The sequence below is a fragment of the Mesorhizobium sp. M0174 genome, from assembly GCF_040322275.1.
Taxonomy (GTDB): domain Bacteria; phylum Pseudomonadota; class Alphaproteobacteria; order Rhizobiales; family Rhizobiaceae; genus Mesorhizobium.
The window spans coordinates 232,211-252,957 of the sequence record NZ_JAMYTB010000001.1 but is presented as its reverse complement, the minus strand read 5'-3'; the positions used below and the strand labels follow the sequence as shown (position 1 = coordinate 252,957).

General features: G+C 63.6%; 19 protein-coding genes and 1 tRNA gene. 9 read left to right on the top strand and 11 right to left on the bottom strand.

Annotated elements, in window-relative coordinates:
• Positions 1 to 4 precede the first annotated feature (4 nt).
• Positions 5 to 1,138, bottom strand: a complete 1,134-nt coding sequence (odc2, locus tag NKJ13_RS01255; RefSeq protein ID WP_352506312.1) for an ornithine/lysine decarboxylase — start codon at positions 1,136 to 1,138, stop codon at positions 5 to 7.
• A gap of 563 nt (positions 1,139 to 1,701) precedes the next feature.
• Between odc2 and NKJ13_RS01250 the strand changes: the two genes are divergently transcribed.
• The 4 genes from NKJ13_RS01250 (at position 1,702) to NKJ13_RS01235 (ending at position 5,708) form a co-directional block, all read left to right on the top strand.
• Complete coding sequence (locus tag NKJ13_RS01250) at positions 1,702 to 2,901, top strand: amidase (RefSeq protein WP_352736979.1); 1,200 nt, start codon at positions 1,702 to 1,704, stop codon at positions 2,899 to 2,901.
• Position 2,902: 1 nt separating this feature from the next.
• A complete protein-coding gene (locus tag NKJ13_RS01245; protein ID WP_352506314.1) occupies positions 2,903 to 3,802 on the top strand; it encodes a LysR family transcriptional regulator in 900 nt (299 codons plus the stop codon).
• Between the two features lie 86 nt (positions 3,803 to 3,888).
• Entirely contained in the window at positions 3,889 to 4,557 is a 669-nt protein-coding gene (locus NKJ13_RS01240; protein WP_254816980.1) for a DUF1007 family protein, read from the top strand.
• Entirely contained in the window at positions 4,554 to 5,708 is a 1,155-nt protein-coding gene (locus NKJ13_RS01235) for a nickel/cobalt transporter (RefSeq protein WP_352506400.1), read from the top strand. Before NKJ13_RS01240 ends, NKJ13_RS01235 begins: the two co-directional genes overlap by 4 nt.
• A 25-nt stretch (positions 5,709 to 5,733) precedes the next feature.
• Here NKJ13_RS01235 and denD read toward each other — a convergent pair whose 3' ends face one another.
• The 4 genes from denD to NKJ13_RS01215 all read right to left on the bottom strand — a co-directional run bounded on the left by denD (position 5,734) and on the right by NKJ13_RS01215 (position 8,766).
• Positions 5,734 to 6,711 (bottom strand): D-erythronate dehydrogenase, encoded by a 978-nt coding sequence (gene denD, locus NKJ13_RS01230; RefSeq protein ID WP_352736980.1) that lies wholly within the window; start codon positions 6,709 to 6,711, stop codon positions 5,734 to 5,736.
• Between the two features lies 1 nt (position 6,712).
• Complete coding sequence (locus NKJ13_RS01225; protein WP_254816978.1) at positions 6,713 to 6,919, bottom strand: hypothetical protein; 207 nt, start codon at positions 6,917 to 6,919, stop codon at positions 6,713 to 6,715.
• Between the two features lie 62 nt (positions 6,920 to 6,981).
• Positions 6,982 to 7,965 carry a cation diffusion facilitator family transporter gene (locus tag NKJ13_RS01220; protein ID WP_352736981.1) on the bottom strand — a complete coding sequence of 328 codons (984 nt, stop codon included), beginning with the start codon at positions 7,963 to 7,965 and terminating at the stop codon, positions 6,982 to 6,984.
• 114 nt (positions 7,966 to 8,079) lie between these two features.
• On the bottom strand, positions 8,080 to 8,766 hold the full coding sequence (locus NKJ13_RS01215; RefSeq protein WP_352647573.1) for a GNAT family N-acetyltransferase: 687 nt from the start codon (positions 8,764 to 8,766) through the stop codon (positions 8,080 to 8,082).
• Positions 8,767 to 8,848: 82 nt separating this feature from the next.
• Here NKJ13_RS01215 and NKJ13_RS01210 point away from each other — a divergent pair, with 82 nt between their 5' ends.
• Positions 8,849 to 10,033: a pyridoxal phosphate-dependent aminotransferase gene (locus tag NKJ13_RS01210; RefSeq protein WP_254816975.1), complete on the top strand. Its 1,185-nt coding sequence runs from the start codon at positions 8,849 to 8,851 to the stop codon at positions 10,031 to 10,033.
• A gap of 22 nt (positions 10,034 to 10,055) precedes the next feature.
• Complete coding sequence (locus tag NKJ13_RS01205; protein ID WP_254816974.1) at positions 10,056 to 10,436, top strand: YciI family protein; 381 nt, start codon at positions 10,056 to 10,058, stop codon at positions 10,434 to 10,436.
• A 23-nt stretch (positions 10,437 to 10,459) separates the two neighbouring features.
• Here NKJ13_RS01205 and NKJ13_RS01200 read toward each other — a convergent pair whose 3' ends face one another.
• Together NKJ13_RS01200 and NKJ13_RS01195 are read right to left on the bottom strand one after the other, a co-directional pair.
• Complete coding sequence (locus NKJ13_RS01200; RefSeq protein WP_352688061.1) at positions 10,460 to 11,215, bottom strand: SDR family oxidoreductase; 756 nt, start codon at positions 11,213 to 11,215, stop codon at positions 10,460 to 10,462.
• 222 nt (positions 11,216 to 11,437) lie between these two features.
• Entirely contained in the window at positions 11,438 to 12,184 is a 747-nt protein-coding gene (locus NKJ13_RS01195) for a tellurite resistance TerB family protein (protein ID WP_352776979.1), read from the bottom strand.
• Between the two features lie 274 nt (positions 12,185 to 12,458).
• Here NKJ13_RS01195 and NKJ13_RS01190 point away from each other — a divergent pair, with 274 nt between their 5' ends.
• Positions 12,459 to 12,824, top strand: a complete 366-nt coding sequence (locus tag NKJ13_RS01190) for a YybH family protein (RefSeq protein WP_352736982.1) — start codon at positions 12,459 to 12,461, stop codon at positions 12,822 to 12,824.
• 16 nt (positions 12,825 to 12,840) lie between these two features.
• Here the strand turns inward: NKJ13_RS01190 and trhO are convergent, their stop codons facing one another.
• Complete coding sequence (gene trhO / locus NKJ13_RS01185) at positions 12,841 to 13,758, bottom strand: oxygen-dependent tRNA uridine(34) hydroxylase TrhO (protein ID WP_352776978.1); 918 nt, start codon at positions 13,756 to 13,758, stop codon at positions 12,841 to 12,843.
• A gap of 153 nt (positions 13,759 to 13,911) precedes the next feature.
• Here trhO and NKJ13_RS01180 point away from each other — a divergent pair, with 153 nt between their 5' ends.
• Complete coding sequence (locus NKJ13_RS01180; RefSeq protein ID WP_352752549.1) at positions 13,912 to 14,550, top strand: 2-dehydro-3-deoxy-phosphogluconate aldolase; 639 nt, start codon at positions 13,912 to 13,914, stop codon at positions 14,548 to 14,550.
• A gap of 41 nt (positions 14,551 to 14,591) precedes the next feature.
• Here NKJ13_RS01180 and NKJ13_RS01175 read toward each other — a convergent pair.
• The 3 genes from NKJ13_RS01175 to NKJ13_RS01165 form a co-directional block, all read right to left on the bottom strand.
• Positions 14,592 to 14,665, bottom strand: a tRNA-Gln gene (locus tag NKJ13_RS01175).
• 83 nt (positions 14,666 to 14,748) lie between these two features.
• Positions 14,749 to 16,593 carry a peptidoglycan L,D-endopeptidase MepK gene (mepK, locus tag NKJ13_RS01170; RefSeq protein ID WP_352736985.1) on the bottom strand — a complete coding sequence of 615 codons (1,845 nt, stop codon included), beginning with the start codon at positions 16,591 to 16,593 and terminating at the stop codon, positions 14,749 to 14,751.
• A gap of 359 nt (positions 16,594 to 16,952) precedes the next feature.
• Positions 16,953 to 18,515: a sigma-54-dependent transcriptional regulator gene (locus NKJ13_RS01165; RefSeq protein WP_352736986.1), complete on the bottom strand. Its 1,563-nt coding sequence runs from the start codon at positions 18,513 to 18,515 to the stop codon at positions 16,953 to 16,955.
• Between the two features lie 152 nt (positions 18,516 to 18,667).
• On the opposite strand from NKJ13_RS01165, the gene NKJ13_RS01160 reads away from it, so the two are divergent.
• Positions 18,668 to 20,503, top strand: coding sequence for a M3 family oligoendopeptidase (locus NKJ13_RS01160; RefSeq protein ID WP_352736987.1), 1,836 nt, complete (start codon positions 18,668 to 18,670; stop codon positions 20,501 to 20,503).
• Positions 20,504 to 20,747 lie beyond the last annotated feature (244 nt).

The window sequence follows — 20,747 nt, the reverse complement described above, 5'->3', positions numbered from 1 at the left end:
GCCTTCAGATCACGTAGGATCGGAGAGGCTCGAAGCCGTTGAAGGCGACCGAGGCGTAGGTCGTCGTGTAGGCGCCGGTGCCCTCGATCAGCACCTCGTCGCCGATGGTCAGTGACAAGGGCAGCGGATACGGCGTCTTTTCATACATCACGTCGGCCGAATCGCAGGTCGGGCCGGCGAGCACGCAAGGCGCGGTCTCGCTGCCGTCATGCGCGGTGACGATCGGATAGCGGATCGCCTCGTCCATTGTCTCGGCGAGACCGCCGAACTTGCCGATGTCGAGGAACACCCAGCGCACATTGTCGTTGTCGGCCTTCTTCGAGATCAGCACGACCTCCGATTTGATCACCCCGGCATTGCCGACCATGCCGCGGCCCGGCTCGATGATCGTCTCGGGGATGGCGTTGCCGAAATGCTTCCTGAGCGCCGAGAAGATCGCCTGGCCATAGGCCTGCGCCACCGGCACATCCCTGAGATAGCGGGTCGGGAAGCCGCCGCCCATATTGACCATCTTCAGCACGATGCCTTCGTCGGCCAGCGTCGCGAACACCTTCTTGGCATCGGCGAGCGCGCGATCCCAGGCAGTCAGGTCGGTCTGCTGCGAGCCGACATGGAACGACACGCCATGGGCGTCGAGGCCGAGCGCCTTGGCATGGCGCAGCACGTCGACCGCCATCGCCGGCACACAGCCGAACTTGCGCGACAGCGGCCATTCGGCGCCCTCGCCGTCGGTCAGGACGCGGCAGAACACACGGGCGCCGGGAGCAGCACGTGCGATCTTCTCGACTTCCTCGACGCAGTCCACCGCAAACAGCCGGATGCCGAGCTGGTAGGCGCGCTGGATGTCGCGCTCCTTCTTGATGGTGTTGCCGAAGGAGATGCGGTCCGCCGGCGCACCGGCGTCCATCGCCATCTCGACTTCGGCAACGGAAGCGGTGTCGAAGGACGAGCCCATCGCAGCAAGCAGGCGCAGGATTTCCGGCGCCGGATTTGCTTTCACCGCATAGTAGATCTTGGAATCGGGAAGCGCCTTCTCGAAGGCGCGGAAATTGTCGCGCACGACATCGAGGTCGACGACGAGGCACGGGCCGTTTGGACGTCGGGTGGCGAGAAAGTCAAGGATGCGCTGGGTAGCCATCGGGTCTCTCCATCAGCGCCTTTCGGCGCGCACAAAGGCTTGCGGACGCGGGCTCTCGGCCTCGCGAACACGCGGTGGACAAAGGCGGGACGTCAAATCCATGGAACCAGCCGGTGGAGACCCCGGAACCATGAAGCGCCGTCTCGCGGCGGTGAACCTTGGCCTTGCCCGGCCTCGGTTCGCTTTGTCTGCCTTGGCTTGGATGGGAGGCCCGTCCGCACTGCCGGCAATGAAGGTGTGCCTCTTCAGTAACCCCGGTCTTTGGACGACCGGCAGAACACCAGAAAGGCCCGCACCGTCGTTGCTTCAAGGTGTCCTCGGTTGGCGGTTGGCCGCTAAACCGACTGGAGGGGTTGGCTCCAGTTACCTTACCGATTGCCCTCACCATTCGAGGATCGGCGGACACCCACAGGCACGTGCGACTTTGGGCAAGCGCGATATAAGATCGAAAGATTTCACAATCAATAAAAATCGTATGGCAGGTTGTAAAATTTGTGGCATCGAACAATGCTGCGGCAACCAGAAGAAAAATGCTGCGGCAAGCACATCCGGATATCGAACGCATGACAGGCACTCGCGGCCCGCTGAACGCTTTTCTCGACCTTGATCCAATCCCTGTAGCCAATGCGCAATCCGGCCCGCTTGCCGGCTTGCGGCTGGCCGTCAAGGACATCTTCGACGTCGCCGGCTACCGCACCGGCTGCGGCAACCCGCAGAAGTACCGGGACGCTTCACCGGCCATGGCGACCGCGCCGGCCGTCCAGGCGCTGCTTGATTCGGGCGCGCGCTTCGTCGGCAAGACGCAGACCGACGAACTCGCATTTTCCCTGCTTGGGTTGAACGCGCATTTCCCGTCGCCGGTCAACCCGGCAGCACCCGACCGCGTCACCGGCGGCTCGTCCTCTGGTTCTGCCGCGGCAGTCGCCGGCGGGCTGGCCGACATCGCCACCGGGTCCGACACCGGCGGCTCGATCCGTGCGCCGGCAAGCTTCTGCGGCCTGATCGGCCTCAGGACGACGCATGGCCGCATCTCGCTCGACGGCGCCATGCCGCTGGCGCCTTCGCTGGACACGTTCGGCTGGTTCGCAAGCGACATCGTCATCTATGAAAAGGTCGGCACGCTGCTGCTCGGCGATGATCCGCATTCCCACGAACTGGTACGCCCGCTTGCCCTCGATGCGCTGGACGGCCTCGTGCTCGGCCCGCACGAGGCCGACGAATATCGCGCCATGCTCCGCAGTGTCGCTTCGGTGCTGGGCGCACCGCGCAGCGTCGGCCCGCTGTCGCATTCGACCGACGATCTCTATTGGTGCTTCCGCAAGCTGCAAGGCTATGAAGCCTGGCAAAGTCACGGCGCCTGGATCGCCGGCGGCGACCGCATGCTGGGACCCGGTGTCAAGGAGCGTTTCGAGCACGGCGCGACAATCGACGCGGCAACCGCGCAATGTGAAACGGAACGTCGCGTTTCGTTTCGCCTCGAACTGGCCGGCCTGCTTGGCGACGACGGCGTTCTTGTGCTTCCGACCGCTCCGGGTGCCGCGCCGCTCAAGGCCGCGTCATTCGACGATTTGCAGGCCTATCGCGAGCGGGCGCTGAGACTGCTGTGTCTTTCCGGCCTGTCCGGCTTTCCGCAAATCACGCTGCCGCTCGGCAAGGTCGACGGGGCGCCGTTCGGCCTTTCGCTGCTCGGTCCGAAGAACAGCGACCGGCAGTTGATTGCGCTGGCCGCCCGCATCCTTTCAGCCCACCAAGGAGGCGCATGACATGGATACGCTGACCCGCATGCGCGCCTTCATCGACGTGGTCGAGGCCGAAGGCTTTTCGGCGGCGGCGCGCAAGATCGGCCGCTCCAAGGCGCTGCTGTCAAAATATGTGCGCGAACTGGAGGACGAACTCGGCGCGCTGCTGCTCAATCGGACCACCAGGCAGTTCTCGCTGACCGAGGCGGGCCACACCTATTACCGGCGCGCCTCGGAGATCGTGCGCGAGGTCGACAGCCTTGCCGATGCGGTGCGCGAATCCTCTGGCGACGTGCGCGGCAGGATCAAGCTATCGGCGCCGCGCACTTTCGCCGACGCGCCGATCGGCCAGTCGCTGATCGACTTCGCCAAGCAGCATCCCGATATCATACTCGACGTTCAACTCGACGACCGTTTCGTCGATCTGGTCGAGGAGGGCTTCGATCTGGCGGTGCGCATTTCGCGGCTGGAAAATTCCTCGTTGATCGCCAGGCGCCTGGCGCCGTTTTCGGTGCGGCTTTGCGCGTCTCCCGAGCTGATCGCCAAGCACGGCATGCCGGTCAGGCCGCAGGATCTGGCCCGTGTGCCCTGCATTATCGACACCAATGGCCGCTGGCTGACCAACTGGCCTTTCAAGGGCGACAGCGGCGATACGGTGAGCGTTTCGGTCTCCGGCCCGATGGAGGTCAACAGCCCGATGACGGCAAGGGCGGCGGCCGTGGCGGGCTTGGGGTTTTCCATCCTGCCGGATTTCATCGCCGCGCCCGACATCGAAAGCGGCAAGCTGGTGACTGCGCTGGATGACCGCATCCTGCCTGGTGGCGGCATTTTCGCCGTCTATCCGCACCGGCGCTATCTGCCTGCGAAAGTTCGCGTTTTCGTCGACTTCCTGGTGCAGTGGTTCAAGGCGCTGGACAACGCATGAGCTTTCAGCCGCCTTGCGGTCCCATTTTCGCCCCCTTTCTGGTAACTGTCGGCAATTCACCGAAGCCGATTGAATCGCGACCGAGAATGCACCTGAAACAGCAAGCCATCATGCTGGCTTCGGCCTTGACCGCGACGTTTGCCGCCGTCGGACCGGCTGAGGTGCATCCCCACGTCTTCGCCGAAGCCCGCCTCGAAGTGGTCCTCGGCCCGGATCACCAAACTGTGAAGGCATTGCGCCATGTCTGGCGGTTTGACGATTTGTTTTCGAGCACGGTGATGATGGAGTTCGACAAGAATTCCGACCTGAAGCTCGACGACAAGGAGCTGAAGGATGTTGCCGACACCGTCCATGCCTCGCTTGCCGAATTCAACTACTTCCAGCTCGTCACCGTTGACGGCAAGGACGTGGCAATGACCCCGCCGCCGCATTTGATGGCCAATTTCGATAATGACCAGCTGATCATCCTGTTTGAATCCGAACCGAAGGTGCCGATCAAACTTAGCGGCAAGATCGATATCGGCGTCTACGATCCGACCTTCTACACCGCGATCGATTTCACCGAGGATGCCAATCTGCAGGTCGATGGCTTGCCGCCGGCCTGCACCAGCAAGGTTGTCCGCCCCAACCCGGACGAGGCGATCGCCGAGAACCAGAAGACCCTGACCGAGGCCTTCTTCAACGATCCGACAGGCACCGACATGAGCAAGATCTTTGCCACCAAGCTCGAACTGACCTGTCAGCCGGAAGGATAGATCCAGTGGCGAAACCGTCCCTGCGTTTGGCATTCGGTCTTCTGGCCGCCGCCTTTGTGATGACGCACTTTCTCGGCTCCGCCCACGCCCAGAGTTCGCTGGGCATCGGCACCAATGACGGCATGGCTCCAACCGCCACCGGCCCGTTCGCCCACATCCTGATGTGGATCAATCTGCGCCAGCAGGAATTCTATCATGCGCTTGCCGGCGCGATGAAGGCGATGCGCCAGGATGGCAGCAGGCTGTGGCTGCTCATCGGCCTGTCCTTTGCCTATGGCATTTTCCACGCCGCCGGCCCCGGTCACGGCAAGGCGGTGATCTCGTCCTACATGGTGGCCAATGAGGTGGCGCTCAAGCGCGGCATCATGCTGTCCTTCGTCTCGGCCCTGTTGCAGGCGCTGACCGCGATCGTGGTGATGCTGCTCGCCTATTTCGTGTTGCGCGGCACCGCGATATCGATGACCGACGCCGCATGGTTCCTCGAAATCATGAGCTATGTCTTCGTCACCCTGTTCGGCGCCTGGCTGCTTTGGCGCAAGGCCGGCCCGGCCATCCTTCGCCTGTTCGGCGCAAGCCCCGGCTACAGCCTCTCGGCTGCCCATGCCGGCCATTCACATGCCGGCCATTCACATTCCGCGCATGCCCATGCGGCACATTCCCACGCGCTTCATGCGCATGACGATCACGACCATGCGCATGACCATCATGACCACGGCGCACACGACCACGCCCATGCTGCGCACGATCACCACAGTCATGCGGCTGGCGAGGTCTGCGAGACCTGCGGGCACTCGCATGCGCCCGACCCGGCGCTGCTTTCGGGCGATCGCTTCGATTGGCGCACGGCCTGGTCGGCTGTCGCTGCCGTCGGCATCCGCCCCTGCTCCGGCGCGCTGATCGTGCTGAGCTTCGCCTTGCTGAACGGGCTATGGTTCGGCGGCATCCTGTCGGTGCTGGCCATGGCCCTCGGCACCGCAATCACCGTCTCGGCTCTGGCGACGCTTGCGGTGACCGCGAAGAACTGGGCGGTGTATTTTGCCGGCGACGGCCGCATGGGCAACCGCATCCATTCCTTCGTCGAGATTGGCGGCGCCGCCTTCGTCTTCCTGTTCGGCCTGCTGCTGCTTTCGGCCAGCCTGACTGGCGCCTGACCTAGTTGCGTGCGATCGGGGCGATTTAGCTAGGTATCTTGCCGCCCAACTCGTCCTCGATATGGACGCGTATGATCTCGTCGAAGCTCGTTTCGGCGGCAAAGCCAAGCTCCTTCGAGCGCCGCGCCTCGAAGCGTGTCGGCCAGCCCTTGACGATCGCCCAGATCGTCTCGTCGGGTTCCTCGCGGATCAGTTTCACCGCCTTGGCGCCGGCGACACGCTCCAGCGCTTCGATCTGCTCGCCGACGCTGACGGCGACGCCCGGCATCGTCAGGTTGCGGCGCGGCCCGACGGCGGCACCGTCGATCTGAGCCGCATGGATCAGGAAATTCACCGCCGAACGCGGGCTGGCGTGTGTATGGATGACCGAGCGCGGCACCGGCAGGATCGCTTCATGGCCGCTCAGCGGCTCGCGGATGATGCCGGAGAAGAAGCCCGAGGCCGCCTTGTTCGGCTTTCCCGGCCTGACGCAGATGGTCGGCAGCCTGATGCCGATGCCGTCGAAGAAACCGCGGCGCGTATAGTCGGCAAGCAGCGCCTCGCCGATCAGCTTCTGCGTGCCGTAGGAGGTCAGCGGCGTCGGGTGGAACTCGTCCGGAATGACGTCGGGAAACGGTGCGCCGAACACGGCGATCGACGAGGTGAAGACGACGCGCGGCGCAAACCCCGCCAGCCTTATGGCATCGAACAGCGCCCTTGTGCCGTCGAGATTGACGCGGTAGCCGAGATCGAAATTGGCCTCCGCCTCGCCCGACACCACGCCGGCGAGATGAAAGATCACGTCGGGGCGCAGCGCGACCAGATTTGTCGTCGCGCCCGGCGCGGCAAGGTCGCCGGTGTGGGGGGTAATGCTGACACCTTCGAGCACCGGTGCTTGCGGCGGCACGATATCGTGAAGATCGAGCGCGGCGATCTTGCGGCCGCCGAGCGCCCCGTCCTTGGCCAACCTGGCGATGAGTTTGCGGCCGACCATGCCTGCCGCGCCGGTAATCAGAATGCGCATGTCACTTTCCCTTTTTGCGCTGGCTGCGGCTACGCAGCCAGAACACGACGAAGATTGCCACCATGAAGATCGCCGCGACGACGCCGGCAAGAACCGTCGAGATCTTGCCGACCGCCAGCATCACTGTTGGAAGATTATAGGCTGCGATGCCGAACAGCAGCAAAACCCAGGCGGCGCCGATCGCCGCATTGCGAGTGTCGCGGTCCATCACGCGGCACCAGGGCGGCGAGAGTTCATGTCGATCGTTGCCAATGCCCAGAACTCCCGAAGTCAGTGATAATGGCCGCGGTGCGCTGCCGTGTCATGCGCATGCTCGTGCTCGTCATCATACTCATGTCTGTCTGCACATTGACCGAATTCCGGTTCGACCGTGGCATGGGCTATGCCATGTTCCGCCGCAAGCCGCTTCTTGATCGCGCTTACCGCCATATGCGCGTCGACGCCGTCATTGAGGCAGGCATGCAACGTCGCCATGTTGCTGGAGCCGTCGAGCGACCAGACATGCATGTGATGTACCTCGCGCACGCCCTTGATCGAACCTTCGATGTCCCTCGCGATCAGGTCGCGGTCGAGGCTTGCAGGCACGCCTTCGAGCAGGACGTGGGCAGCCTCGCGCATCAGCGACCAGGCCGTGGACAGGATCAGCAGCGAGACCAGGACCGACAGGATCGGATCGATAGGTGTCCAGCCCGTCGCCAGGATCACCAGCGCCGCGACGATCGCCGCCGCCGAGCCGAGCAGATCGCCCAGCACATGCAAAATGGCGCCGCGCATATTCAGGCTGCCGCGGTCGCCGCCGTGCAGCACGTAGAACGAGCCGAGATTGACCAGCAGGCCGGCGATCGCGACGACCAGCATCGGCCCGCCGAGCACCGGAGCCGGCGCTAGCAAGCGGCCCCAAGCCTCGTAGACGATCCACAGCGCAATGGCGAAGATGGCGATGCCGTTGGTGTAGGCGACCAGCGTCTTGACCCGGCCGAAACCGTAGGTGAGGCGCACGGTCGCCGGCCGGCTCGCAAGATGAAAGGCATACCAGGCCAGGCCGAGCGCGACGCAATCGGCAAGCATATGGCCGGCATCCGCCAGCAGCGCCAATGAGCCGGTGAAGATGGCGCCCAGCGTCTCCGCAACCATGAAGCCGGCGGTCAAGCAAGCAGCGATCAGCACGCGCTTCTTGTCGGTCGAGCCGTGCACATCACCTGCGCCATGGCTGTGGTCGTGGCCCTGCGCAGCATGGTCGTGGGTATGCGCCATCTATGAGCTCCTGCTAGAGCCTGATCCATCCCGGCAGACCCGGGACGGAGGCTCTGTCTTCATGTTTGACCATGATCTTATCCGAAAACCGGCGTCCACTTTTCGGGATCATGGTCAGGCGCCGAACTCAGCGCGAAAATCCTCGAGCCGTCGCTTCTGCCGGCCGTCGCCCTCGAAATTGGCCGGATCGAGCCATGCCTCATAGGCTCTGCGCAATGCCGGCCACTCCTTGTCGATGATCGAGTACCACGCGGTATCGCGGTTTTCGCCCTTGACCACAAGATGCTGGCGGAAAATGCCCTCGAACTTGAAGCCGAAACGTTCCGCCGCGCGCTTCGACGGCTCGTTGCGGTTGTTGCATTTCCATTCGTAGCGGCGATAGCCAAGCTCATCGAAGATGTATTTCATGAATAGGAACTGCGCTTCCGTCGCCGCCGGCTTACGCGAGATCAGCGGACCCCAATAGATGTTGCCGATCTCGATCACGCCATAGGCGGCGTCGATGCGCATCAGCGTCTGGCGTCCGGCAATTTTTCCGCTGGCCTTGTCGATGACGGTGAAGAACAGCGGGTCCTCGCTGGCTTCGGCCTTGTCCAGCCAGGGCTGGAAGGCGGCACGGGTCTGCGGGGGGTAGTCGGGCAGCCAGGCGAAGCGGCCATCTATGTCGGGCACCGAAGATGCTTCAAACAAGCCGTCGCCGTGCTTTTCAGCGTTAAGCGGCTCAAGCCTGACAGTTCGTCCCTCCAGCACCTTGCGTTCCGGCCGCGGGCGCGGTTGCCAATTCTTGAGATTTTCCGACACGCGAAGCTCCGATCCGTTGACTTTTTCGGGCGGACGCTCACAAAAACGCACGCTCGCTGAAAGAACCACACGGACGGGAAAAATGCTCCACACGATTTCGGCCTTCGACCGCCTCGGCGAGGAAAATGCGTTCGCGGTGCTGGCGCGTGCCACTGCACTTGCCCACCAGGGCCGCGACATTGTCAATCTCGGCATCGGCCAGCCCGACTTCAAGACGCCGCAGCATATCGTCGAGGCCGCGATCAAGGCGCTACGCGATGGCCATCACGGCTATACGCCGGCCAACGGCCTGCTGGCGACGCGCGAAGCGGTGGTACGCCGCACGCTGGCCACCACTGGCGTCGAAGTCTCGCCGGAAGCGGTGATGATCCTGCCCGGCGGCAAGCCGACCATGTTCGCGGCGATCCTGATGTTTGGCGAGCCGGGTGCCGAAATTCTCTATCCCGATCCCGGCTTTCCGATCTACCGCTCGATGATCGAGTTCACCGGTGCTGCCCCCATCCCGGTGCCGATGCGCGAGGAGAACGGCTTTGCCTTTTCGGCCGCGGAGACCTTGGCGCTGATCACGCCGAAGACCAGGCTGCTGATCCTCAACTCGCCTGCCAACCCGACCGGCGGCGTCACCCCCCGAGCCGAGATCGAGAAGCTGGTCAGGGGCCTGGAAGCACACCCGGACGTCGCCATCCTCTCCGACGAGATCTACGACGTGATGACCTATGACGGCGAGACGCACTGTTCGCTGCTCACCTTCCCCGAAATCCGTAATCGGCTGATCGTCCTCAACGGCTGGTCGAAGACCTGGGCGATGACCGGCTGGCGCATGGGCTGGTCGATCTGGCCGAACGGCGACAAGGGCGCGCATCTCTATGACAAGGTGCGCAAGCTGGCGGTCAATTGCTGGTCCTGCGTCAACGCGCCGAGCCAGTATGCCGGCATAGCCGCCATTGACGGCCCGCAGGACGACGTCGACAAGATGATGCGCGCCTTCGACCGCCGCAGGAAGGTCGTGGTTGAGGGGTTGAATGCCTTGCCGGGCGTTTCATGCATCACGCCGAAAGGCGCCTTCTATGCCTTCCCTAATGTTTCCAAGACCGGCTGGAAGGCCAAGAAGCTCGCCTCGGCGCTGCTCGAGGATGCCGGCGTGGCGCTGATCGGCGGCCCCGATTTCGGCATTCTCGGCGAAGGCTATGTCAGGCTGTCCTACGCGAATTCCGAAGAGAACATCCTGCGCGCGCTGGAGCGGATCGAGGCGTTCCTGGCGAAGTGAGGACGACGAAAGGAGACGCCAGATGTTCTATGCCATTCTTGCCTATCACGAGGAAGAAGCGATCACGGCGCTGACGCCTGAGCAGGATGCGGCGCTGATGACCGATCTTCTCCAGATCAACGATCGGCTCTACCGTCAAGGCACCCTTGGGCCTGCGGCCCGGCTCGGCGCGACACAAGACGCCTGCACCTTGCGCGGGCCAGGCACCGGAATGGTTATCGACGGCCCCTTCGCCGAGACCAAGGAACAATTGCTGGGACTCTATGTCGTCGACTGCGCCAACCGTGACGCCGCTATCGACATTGCGCGCGACCTTCGCCGCGTCAATCCGACCGCCGTCTACGAAATCCGCCCGATTTCGCTATATTTACCCGGCGTGCCGCTTCCGGTCACCCGGCCCTGATTTAGGACCGGGTCGAGACTAATTTAGCCTCGCCCGACAAATGGCATCTTCGTCGCCATCACGGTCATGAACAGCACGTTGGCGTCGAGCGGCAGGCTGGCCATATGGAGGACCGCATCGGCGACGCGCTCGACATCCATCACCGCTTCGGCGGCAATGGTGCCGTTGGCTTGCGGCACGCCGACCGTCATCGCTTGCGCCATGTCGGTCAGCGCGTTGCCGATGTCGATCTGACCGCAAGCAATGTCGAAGGGCCTGCCGTCCAGCGCCAGCGTCTTGGTCAGCCCGGTGATGGCGTGCTTGGTCGCCGTATAGGGCACCGAGCCCGGCCGTGGCGCATAGGCCGATACCGAGCCGTTGTTGATGATGCGGCCGCCCATCGGCTGCTGCCTGCGCATGGCGCCGAACGCGGCGCGAGCACACAGGAACGAGCCGGTGAGATTGACCCCGACGATATCGTTCCACACTTCGACCGGGATGTCGTCGATCAATGTCGATTTGTAGCTCGTGCCGGCATTGTTGAAGAGCAGGTCGACGCGCCCGAAAGCCGCTGCCACCGTCTCGAACAGATCGTCGACCTGATCGGCCTTGCTGATGTCGCAGGCGAAGGCCAATGCCTTGGCCCGCGTCGGCCCGGCCGCGGCGATCGCATCCTCCAGCACCGGCTTGCGGCGACCGCAGAAGACCGTATTCCAGCCGGCCTTGAGCAGCGCTGTGGCGACGCTCTTGCCGATGCCCGTGCCGGCGCCGGTGACGATGGCGGTTTTATAGTCGGTCATGGCTGTACTCCCTGAAAGGGATGAGGCATCGCAAATGGCGAGAACCATGGCAAGCCGGCCCAAAGCCTGTGCTCACAAAAAGGGCGGCCGTTGGCGACCGCCCCTGATCCGAACCGGGCATGGGAGGAGGAAAGCCGATCCGACTGCCTGAAATCATGCGCTTCCGCGGTTAACGAGAAGCTAACGCCAACGGCGCCGAGTTCCCAGGCTTCCTCTTTCGAGCTACCAGCGCGAGCCTGCGACCGGCTTGGCTGTGCTGCCCGCTGCCGGCACCTTCGCCGCCGTCACCGTCGCCTCGACATGGTCGACCAGTGCATCCGGCAGGCCGAGACGGCCGGCAAGCAGGTCGAGATAGCCGCGTTCGGCCCGCGTGTCCGGATCGATGGCAAGACGCGAGGCGGTGTAGAGTTCCAGCTTTTGCGCATCGGTCTTGGCTCCTGCGATCAGCACATCCGGATCGAGCGGCGCCTCCAGTTCCGACATCAGGAATTTCTCCGCTTCGGCGCCGACGCCGGCGAGGCTGAGCTTGCCGGCGATCTTCTGCCGCTCTTCGTCATCGACGTGGCCGTCGGCCTTCGCCGCCGAGATCATCGCCCTGACCAGCGTCAGCGTGAATTCGTCTTCGCCCTGCGGCGCTTGCGACGGATGGAAGGCGGTATCGGCCGGCGGCGGCAGCAATTCCGGTTCGCCTGCAGCTTGCGTCTCGGCCGGCGCGTTGCCGTTCTTGTAGTTCTGGTAGGCCTTGTAGGCGAGGCCGCCGATCGCAGCCAACCCACCAAGCTTCACCGCCGCACCGGTGACCTGACGGCCTGGGCCGGTTCCGAGCAGCACCGCGGCCAGCGCACCGGCGGCAAGCGGATTGTCCTTGGCCATCTGCACCGCCTGCCCAGCCTTGTCGCGAACGGTCGATCCGGTGCCAGGAATTTGCGAGCCGAGCAGATCGTCGAGGAGCTTCTTGGGATCGAACATCTATGCCTCCAGAATTGGCCCGGCCGAAGGTGCGCGGGCAGGTTTGGACGTCGAAGACCTAGGTCCCGCAGTTTGACATTACAATGACGGGTGCATCCTTTTACCCGCTGCCACGCATGACCCGCACCGACATCTGCTGGGATTTCACGCGGAAATCAAACTGCTGCAGCCTCCTTCCGTGCCCAAAAAACAGGCGGCGCGTTGGACATTGACGTGTCGAAACCACCCTCGACTTCGACTAATGTCGCGGCATGTCGCTTGAGAGGAGCCTGGCATGACCGATGAGACTGACCGCCAGCCGGCACGCGACCCCCAGGAACTGGAGCGCCTGCTGATTTCACGGCAATGGATCGGAGATATTGACGGCATGGCCGCGCTTTTTGAGCCGCATGCAGTCATCGACAGCGGTGGCGGACAGCTGACGTTCGGCCGCGAAGCCATCCGGGCGCTGTTCGCGGAGATCACCGCAACCGGCCGAAAATTTCAATCCGGAGATCAGCGTCCCGGCTGTCATCAATGGCGACCTGGCGCTCACCTCGACCCGGCTTCCCGACGGCACGATCACCACCGAGGTCGCGCGCCGGCAGAACGACGGGACATGGCTGTGGGTCATCGATCGCTTCTCTGTTGCTTGACGTGAAGTTGCTTCACGTGAGCTAACTTCCGATGTGGCGGTCCCCGCGTGCTTGCGCCAACTCGACCTGGCGCTGGCGCTCGGCGTAACGGGCGCGATCTTCGTCCGAACGGGCATCGAAGCAATGCGGGCATGAAACGCCGGTAGCATATCTCGGCGACAGCCGGTCTTCTGCGGCTAGCGGATGCCGACAGGCGCGGCAAAGTTCGGCCTCGCCTTCGACCAGCCCGTGCGACACCGAAACGCGCTCGTCGAAGACGAAGCATTCGCCTTGCCACAGGCTCTGTTCGGTGGGGACGTCCTCGAGATATTTCAGAATACCGCCCTTGAGGTGGAACACATCCTCGAAGCCTAGCGACTTCACATAGGCCGTCGCCTTCTCGCAGCGTATGCCGCCGGTGCAGAACATGGCGACCTTGCGCCCGTCGAGCTCGTGCCGATGCTGCTCGACCCAGGCCGGGAATTCGCGGAAGCTGTTGGTGGCGGGATCGACAGCGCCCTTGAAGGTGCCGAGCGACACCTCGTAGGCGTTGCGCGTGTCGATGACGATGGTACCCGTATCCGAGATCAGTGCATTCCAGTCGGCCGGCGCGACATAGGTGCCTGCACCTGCCGGATCGATATTGTCCACGCCCATGGTGACGATCTCGCGCTTCAACCGCACCTTCATGCGGTGGAACGGCATCGTTGCGGCGCTGCTGAATTTGATCTCGAGGCCGGCGAGACCGTCGATGGGTTCGAGATGATCGATGAGCGCGGCGATTGCCGTTTCACTGCCGGCGACCGTGCCGTTGATGCCCTCTCGCGCCAACAGCAGCGTGCCTTTGATGCCACGTGCGCAGCAGAAGGCAGCAAGCGGCGCGCGCAGCGCCTCGAAGGTGTCGAGCCGGGCGAAGCGGTAAAGCGCCGCAACGCGGAAGGCTTGGCTGGGCGGTGTCATCACCAAGCCACTAAACGCTCACGACAGCCGGATCAAGGCAGAGCCGGGAGGTTTCGAACACCACGCGTGACATCGCGACACGCCGCGTTTCGTGGACAGAAAAATCGCCTTCTGCTAACCGATCGACTTGATCAACAGAGGAGATGAAGACGAATGCCCAGCACGACCGAAAAGCTCCTGTCGCTCCTCAACGGCCAGCCGGTCATACCAGTGCTGAAGATCGCCAATCCCGCCGACGCGGTGCCGCTGGCCCGGGCGCTGGCCCGCGGCGGCCTGCCGGCGATCGAGATTACGCTGCGCACCGCCGACGCGCTGGAGGCGATCCGCCGGGTGGCGGGCGAGGTCGAAGACGCCGTCGTCGGCGCCGGCACCATCCTGGACGCCCGGCAGTTCGGCGCGGCGGCGGCCGCCGGTTCGAAGTTCATCGTCAGCCCCGGCATCACCCGCGAGCTTCTCGCGGCAGCCAACGACAGCGATGTACCGTTGCTGCCCGGCGCCATCACGCCGGGAGAGGTCATGGCCGCGCGCGAAGCCGGCCTGCGCTTTCTGAAATTCTTCCCGGCCGAACAGTCGGGCGGCATTGCCTCGCTCAAGGCTTTCGCCTCGCCGCTTGCCGACGTGAAATTCTGCCCGACCGGCGGTATCACCGGCAAGAACGCCGCCGATTATCTCAGCCTGCCCAACGTCATCTGCGTCGGCGGTTCCTGGGTGGCGCCGGACGATCTGGTCAAGGCCGGCAAATGGGACGAGATCGAAGCCTTGGCACGCGCGGCAAGCAAGCTCGGGCGCTAGCATCTTCTGCATCAAAGTCGCCGCCGATCTCGTTCGCCGGCTGGTTCCCGCTCATGGACTCGAACCACGATTCACGCCTTCAAAGGGCGCTGTCCTACCATTAGACGAAGCGGGAGAATGCTGACCGCTGGTTAGCATCCCGGGATGAAGGAAGCCAGTGTCGGCGTGGAGGCAGCCGCGCGAGGTGCCGAGCGGGGCCTACTCGGTCTTGAAGCGTGCCACCGACATGAACTTGACGGCTTTGCCGGTGAACCGGTTGGCGTCGGCCATCTCGTTGCCCGGCTGGAAGCCTACCGTATAGACCTCGCTCGGCGCCGTACGGACGAAGTCGTAGGCGTAGCGCGGCGCCGTTGTCGCATCTGAGACGGTTGCTACATACTCACCGCTGTGCAGCGCCCAACGGGCGGCCTGCGGCGCGGCGGCGACCACCACCGGCTTGGGGCCGGGTTTCAGGTCGCGGGCGGTTGCCCTGGGTTCCTTGCGTGTGGTCTTCACGCCTGCACCGATGACGGCAGCCGGATCGGAGCCGGCCGGGCGGGCAACGATGGCCTCGCGCGGCGATGCCCCGTCGTTCGAGGCCCGGTCGTCGCTAGCCGGTTCCTCGAACACCGATGCTTGCTCGGAAAGCGACGCGACCTTGTATTCGTCGGTCGCGCTGACCCTTTCCAGAACGGCCTTGACCTCGTCGGGCTGGGAAGTGTCGGGCCGCGCCGACGGCAATACCGAGAATGCGTCGGTGGCGGTGTTGCTCCGCTCTGCCGCACTCGCCAGCGCCAGCAACACTTGCTTGTCCTGCGGCGCAAGACCCGCCGGCGACAGATCGGCCGGCAGCGAATGATCGGGCCGCCAGCTCGGCACGGGAATGTTGTTTGCCGCGACCTGCACCGGGCCGGCAGCGACAGACGGGTCTGCTATGCCGAACGGAACACTTGCCGGCGCCACGCTTGCCGGCGCTTGCGCGGTCGCCACCGCCTGTTCAGTCGATCCAGCCGCATCCGCCACGCCGAACGGAACGTTTTCAGGCGGCTGAGCGCCGACGTCGGTCTTCGGACGCGGAGCAAAATCCGGCAGCGGAATGCTGCGCGCCGGCAATGCCGCGATGATCGTCTCCGGCGTGTCGTTCTCCGGTTCAGGCGCCGGAGCATCGGCGACGTCCGGAATCTCGGCGCGCTTGGCATCCTGAGGCGCCACGATGGCAATACCAGGCAGGTTGCTGCTCTTGGCGGACGGCGCCGGCTTCACGTTACGGGGCTTTGGTGCCGGCTCGGCCATCGCCACATCGGCGCTGTCGTCCGCCTCGTCGTCGCCACCGCCGAACAAGGCTGCCAGGAACCCGTGGGATTTTTTGCCGCCGCTTGCGCTGGCCAGTTCAATGGCCGGCGCGCCGGCGCCCTTGCGGGCTTTGTAGGAGGCGAGCGCCTGTTGATAACCAGGCAGCGGCTTGCCGTCGCTCGGCACATGCAGCGTCTTGCCGTTGGGGAACACGCGCGCCAGTTCCTGGCGGCTGATGCCGGGCCAGTGGCGCACATTCCCGACATCCATATGCACGAAGGGCGAGCCGGAGCTGGGATAGTAGCCGACGCCGCCGCCCTGCATCCTGAGGCCGATATCACGCAGCTTCTTCAATGGGACACCGGGAATGTAGAAATCCATCGCCCTGCCGAGCATGTGCTGGCTCTTCTCGGCGACGCCCCTGCTGCGGCTGCGCAGCATCGAATTCGTGGCCGGCGAACGATAGCCGCAGACGACCTGGATGTAATCGGTGGCGCCGCTCTCCCGATAAGCCTCCCAGACCAGATCCAGCAGTCGCGGATCCATCTTGGTCGGCTCGTTGCGACGCCAGTCGCGCAGGATGATGTTGATCTTTCGCAAGCCCGCCTGGTCGTAGCGGCCGTTGCGCTTGTAGACGATCTCCGCCTTTTCATGCGTGTGGAGATGATAGAGCTTCAGCGAACGTGTCTCGGCGCTGGCGCCGGTTGCCGCCGCTGCAAGGAACCCGACGGCAACAATCACCGCTGCCAGCCATCTCGGCCAGACGCTCATGTGATAATGCCGCCCGTTTTCGTGTCGTTCGATTCTGTTCAAATCAAAAGGCCTTGCAGGCTGCCGTTTTGTCCCCGGATTTGACCAAACGGATGCGTGGTGTGTGCATCCGAATATCGATCCTAATGGTTAATCATCGCTTATTGAAGCCGAAATGCGGTAACACGGTGGCGATATCCCGCCAAAAATATTGCGCCGGATATCTTGGTAAACCGCTGGTTTAGATCATGTTTTGGCGCCAGCTCGAAACACGATCTGTTACCATCCGCCTTAATACGTGAACACTGTGGCGAACACATCATTTCGAGGCGCAGTTGCGTGGAATGATGTCCGGATGCGAACCGGCTTGGCCCTGTAACTCACGAAGCGAGCCGTTCGACGCGGCCGGTTTCCGGGTCGATGCCGTATTCCTTGAGCTTGCGGTAGAGCGTCGACCGACCGATGCCGAGGCGGCGGGCGACTTCGCTCATCTGGCCGTTGTAGTGATCGATGGCGAGCTTGATCATTTCGAGTTCGACGTCAGCCAGCGCACGCACATTGCCGCGCTCGTCGAGCGCCCGCAGCGTGCCGAAACGAGGCTTGGCCGGTGCATCGGCGTCGGCGGCTGCGATGCCGCCAGCGGCCGATATGTTATCACGCGGCAGGCTTCCCGAAGCCAACCCGGAAACTGGCCACCCTGAAGCTGGCCCCACTGAATTGGGCAAGGCGATACCCGAATCGAGATTGACCGTGCCCTCGACCTGCGCCCGGATCTGCGGGAATTCCTCTTCGGTCAGCATGTCGCCGTCGGCGAGCACCGAGGCCCGGAAGACGGCGTTTTCGAGCTGCCTTATGTTGCCCGGCCAGTCATAGGCCTGCAGCATGGCAAGCGCCGCAGCCGAGATGCCTCGCAGACGGTGGCGCGGATTGGCGGGCGCCACCTTCTCCATGAAGTGCTCCACCAGATAGGGGATGTCGTCGCGACGGTCGCGCAATGGCGGCACGAAGATTGGATAGACGTTCAGCCGATAGAACAGGTCCTCGCGGAACTTGCCGTCCTTGACCTGCTGCAGCAGGTTGCGATGGGTTGCCGAGATCAGCCTGATGTCGACCCTGACGGTCGAGCGCCCGCCAACCGGATCGACCTCGCCGTCTTGTACCGCGCGCAACAGCTTGACCTGCACGTCGAGCGGCAGGTCGCCGATTTCGTCAAGGAACAGCGTGCCGGTGTGCGCTTCGACGAACTTGCCGGTATGTTTTTCGGTGGCGCCGGTGAACGAGCCCCTCTCGTGCCCGAACAGAATCGATTCGACCAGATTGTCGGGGATGGCGCCGCAATTGACGGTGACGAAGGGTTTCGAGCGGCGGTCGCCGCTGCCCTGGATGGCGCGCGCCACCAGTTCCTTGCCGACGCCGGATTCACCTTCGATCAGGATCGGAATGTTGGACGCCGCCGCCTTGCGGCCGAGCCGAATCACCCGATCCATCGCCGGACTGTGGGTGATCATGTCCTTGAACGTCAGATGGCCGCCGCGCTGTCGGGACGAGCGCTTCACTTCGCCTTCGAGCGCTTCGACCTTGAGGGCGTTGCCGATCGACGCCTGCAGCCTGTCGGGGGAGGCCGGCTTGACGACGAAGTCGAAGGCGCCGTGACGCATTGCCGAAACGACGGTTTCGATGCCGCCCTGCGCGGTCTGCACGATGACGGGGATGTGGATGCCGCGCTCGCGCATCGCCTTCAGCACGCCGATGCCGTCGAGCCCAGGCATCATAAGGTCGAGGATGACCACCGACACGTCGCGCGCATTGGGTCCGTCGACAAACTCGAGACCCGCCTCGCCGCCATCGGCGACGATCGCGGTGTGGCCGAATTTCGTCACCGCCGCCTCGAGCAGCCGGCGCTGCACGGGATCGTCATCGACTATGAGTATGGAAGCTGCCATGACTGATCCGACCGTGCCCGCCCGAGAATGCGCCCTATGGATCATCTTGGCACAGGGTTCTAAATAAGCTTTCAAAAAACCCGGTGAACGAATTCCTTAGGATTTGACCGGCTTCTCGTTTCCTCGAATTTTTGTGTCTGGAAGGATCGGCAATGCGCATGGTTTTTGCTCGAAAGCTGGCGGCGGCGCCCGGTCAGGGCGTGGCGGAGCTTGGCGATCTGCCGGAATGGAATCTGGCCGATCTCTATTCGGGCATGGAAGCGCCCGAGTTGAAGCGCGACATCGCCAAGGCCGCCGCCGATGCCGTCGCCTTCGAGAGTCGTTGGAAAGGCACGCTCGCCGCCGAGGCCGGGCGTGGCAGCGCCGGCAGGCTTGGCGAGGCGCTTCAGGCCTATGAAGCGCTGGAGGAGCTGATCGGCCGCATCGTCTCCTATGCCGGGCTTGTCTATGCCGGCAACACGTCGGATCCGCAGCGCGCCAAGCTCTATGGCGACATCCAGGAAAAGATGACCGATGCCAGCGCCCACCTGCTGTTTTTCGCGCTCGAGCTGAACCTCATCGACGATGGCGCGATCGAAAACGCACTCGCCGCCGATCCGGCCTTCGCCCACTACCGGCCCTGGGTGCTCGATCTGCGCAAGGACAAGCCCTATCAGCTCGAAGACCGCATCGAGCAGCTCTTCCACGAAAAGTCGATCACCGGGCGCGGCGCCTGGAACCGCCTGTTCGACGAGACGATGACCGATTTACGCTTCGACTTCGACGGCGAGGAGCTGACGCTGGAGCCGGCGCTCAATCGCCTGCAGGACGCCGACGGCGAGGTGCGCCGCCGGGCGTCCGAGGCGCTGGCCACGACCTTCCGCAAGAATTTGCGCGTCTTTACGCTGGTCACCAACACGCTGGCCAAGGACAAGGAGATTTCTGACCGCTGGCGCGGCTTCGAGGATATTGCCGATTCCCGCCATCTCGCCAACCGCGTCGAACGCAGCGTGGTGGATGCACTCGCCGCCGCGGTTCGCGACGCCTATCCGCGCCTGTCGCACCGCTATTATGCGATGAAGGCGCGCTGGCTCGGCATGGAGGTGATGAACCACTGGGACCGCAATGCGCCCCTGCCGGAGACCCCGCAGGCGGTCATCGGCTGGGACGAGGCCAAGAACACCGTGCTTTCCGCCTACCAGCGCTTTTCACCCGACATGGCCGAGATCGCCAGAACTTTCTTCGACCGCAACTGGATCGACGCACCGGTGAGACCCGGCAAGTCGCCTGGTGCCTTCGCACATCCGACCGTGCCTTCGGCGCATCCCTATGTGCTGCTCAACTACATGGGCAAGCCGCGCGACGTGATGACGCTGGCGCACGAGCTCGGCCACGGCGTGCACCAGGTGCTGGCCGGCGGCCAGGGCGCCTTGATGGCGTCGACGCCGCTGACGCTGGCCGAGACCGCATCGGTGTTCGGCGAGATGCTGACCTTCCGCTCGCTGCTCGAGCAGACCACCGACAAGCGCGAACGCAAGGCCATGCTCGCCCAGAAGGTCGAGGACATGATCAACACGGTCGTGCGCCAGATCGCCTTCTACGAGTTCGAGCGCAAGGTGCATGCCGAGCGCAAGAGCGGCGAATTGACCTCCGACAAGCTCGGCCAGTTCTGGCTGGAAGTGCAGGCCGAAAGCCTCGGGCCGGCGATCAAGCTGCGCGACGGGTACGAGGTTTTCTGGACCTATATCCCGCACTTCATCCACTCGCCTTTCTACGTCTATGCCTATGCATTCGGCGATTGCCTGGTGAACTCGCTCTACGCGGTCTACCAGAACGCCGAGCGCGGCTTTCAGGAGAAATATTTTGCCATGCTGCGCGCCGGCGGCACCAAGCATCATTCCGAGCTTCTGGCGCCGTTCGGCCTCGACGCGGCCGACCCTGCCTTCTGGCAGATCGGGCTCGGCGTGATCAGCGGACTGATCGACGAGCTGGAAGCACTGGACAATTGATGCGCAACACTGGGTGATGCGCAACACCGGATGACCGGGTTTTCCAGAACAGTTTAGCTGCAATGCATATTGGCGATGGTTCTATTCTTGTCTTGGATATTTGTTCTTAAATAACTTTCCATGGAAGTTTTCCGTTAGATTCCCGTAAGCTGTATGATAGCGTCCGCCCTCAAGCTCAGCCGGGCACGAATGGATCCCGTCGGAAAATCCCGACCGGTCATGGCGTGTCGGCGGATGCGACAAC

Bases quoted from the DNA above. Each gene is read 5' to 3' on its own strand.
- odc2 (WP_352506312.1), bottom strand. From the start codon at position 1,138: ATGGCTACCCAGCGCATCCTTGACTTTCTCGCCACCCGACGTCCAAAC.
- NKJ13_RS01250 (WP_352736979.1), top strand. From the start codon at position 1,702: ATGACAGGCACTCGCGGCCCGCTGAACGCTTTTCTCGACCTTGATCCA.
- NKJ13_RS01245 (WP_352506314.1), top strand. From the start codon at position 2,903: ATGGATACGCTGACCCGCATGCGCGCCTTCATCGACGTGGTCGAGGCC.
- NKJ13_RS01240 (WP_254816980.1), top strand. From the start codon at position 3,889: ATGCACCTGAAACAGCAAGCCATCATGCTGGCTTCGGCCTTGACCGCG.
- denD (WP_352736980.1), bottom strand. From the start codon at position 6,711: ATGCGCATTCTGATTACCGGCGCGGCAGGCATGGTCGGCCGCAAACTC.
- NKJ13_RS01225 (WP_254816978.1), bottom strand. From the start codon at position 6,919: ATGGACCGCGACACTCGCAATGCGGCGATCGGCGCCGCCTGGGTTTTG.
- NKJ13_RS01220 (WP_352736981.1), bottom strand. From the start codon at position 7,965: ATGGCGCATACCCACGACCATGCTGCGCAGGGCCACGACCACAGCCAT.
- NKJ13_RS01210 (WP_254816975.1), top strand. From the start codon at position 8,849: ATGCTCCACACGATTTCGGCCTTCGACCGCCTCGGCGAGGAAAATGCG.
- NKJ13_RS01205 (WP_254816974.1), top strand. From the start codon at position 10,056: ATGTTCTATGCCATTCTTGCCTATCACGAGGAAGAAGCGATCACGGCG.
- NKJ13_RS01200 (WP_352688061.1), bottom strand. From the start codon at position 11,215: ATGACCGACTATAAAACCGCCATCGTCACCGGCGCCGGCACGGGCATC.
- NKJ13_RS01195 (WP_352776979.1), bottom strand. From the start codon at position 12,184: ATGTTCGATCCCAAGAAGCTCCTCGACGATCTGCTCGGCTCGCAAATT.
- NKJ13_RS01190 (WP_352736982.1), top strand. From the start codon at position 12,459: ATGACCGATGAGACTGACCGCCAGCCGGCACGCGACCCCCAGGAACTG.
- trhO (WP_352776978.1), bottom strand. From the start codon at position 13,758: ATGACACCGCCCAGCCAAGCCTTCCGCGTTGCGGCGCTTTACCGCTTC.
- NKJ13_RS01180 (WP_352752549.1), top strand. From the start codon at position 13,912: ATGCCCAGCACGACCGAAAAGCTCCTGTCGCTCCTCAACGGCCAGCCG.
- mepK (WP_352736985.1), bottom strand. From the start codon at position 16,593: ATGAGCGTCTGGCCGAGATGGCTGGCAGCGGTGATTGTTGCCGTCGGG.
- NKJ13_RS01165 (WP_352736986.1), bottom strand. From the start codon at position 18,515: ATGGCAGCTTCCATACTCATAGTCGATGACGATCCCGTGCAGCGCCGG.
- NKJ13_RS01160 (WP_352736987.1), top strand. From the start codon at position 18,668: ATGCGCATGGTTTTTGCTCGAAAGCTGGCGGCGGCGCCCGGTCAGGGC.